Source organism: Vibrio sp. D173a (genome assembly GCF_030248475.1).
Genome location: NZ_JAHGAH010001311.1, coordinates 1 through 517 on the forward strand (window position 1 = coordinate 1; position 517 = coordinate 517).

At 48.9% G+C, this 517-nt stretch carries 1 protein-coding gene; it reads left to right on the forward strand.

Annotated features, from left to right (window positions below):
• On the forward strand, positions 1-517 hold a 517-nt coding region (hflX, locus tag KIV40_RS33040), incomplete at both ends, for a GTPase HflX (protein WP_285353606.1).

Below are 517 nucleotides of genomic sequence, written 5' to 3' on the forward strand. Positions count from 1 at the left end.
CAAGAGCGCAACCTAGAGCACTTGTGTAAGTGTCGTGTGATTGACCGCACCGGTCTGATCTTAGATATCTTTGCACAGCGTGCGCGAACTCATGAAGGTAAGCTACAAGTTGAGCTTGCTCAGCTTCGTCATATCTCTACTCGACTGATTCGCGGTTGGACCCACCTTGAGAGACAAAAAGGTGGTATTGGTCTTCGTGGTCCAGGTGAAACTCAACTAGAAACAGATCGACGTCTGTTGCGTGACCGTATAAAAGCGATATTGCGTCGTTTAGCGAAAGTAGCTAAGCAGCGTGAACAGGGCCGCCGTGCTCGTAATCGAGCTGAAATCCCAACCATTTCTCTAGTTGGTTACACCAACGCAGGGAAATCAACAATGTTTAACCAGATCACCCGTGCTGGTGTTTATGCGGCAGACCAACTGTTTGCAACGCTAGACCCAACACTACGTAAGATCGATCTGACCGATGTAGGTCCGGCAATCCTTGCAGATACTGTAGGATTTATCCGACACCTGC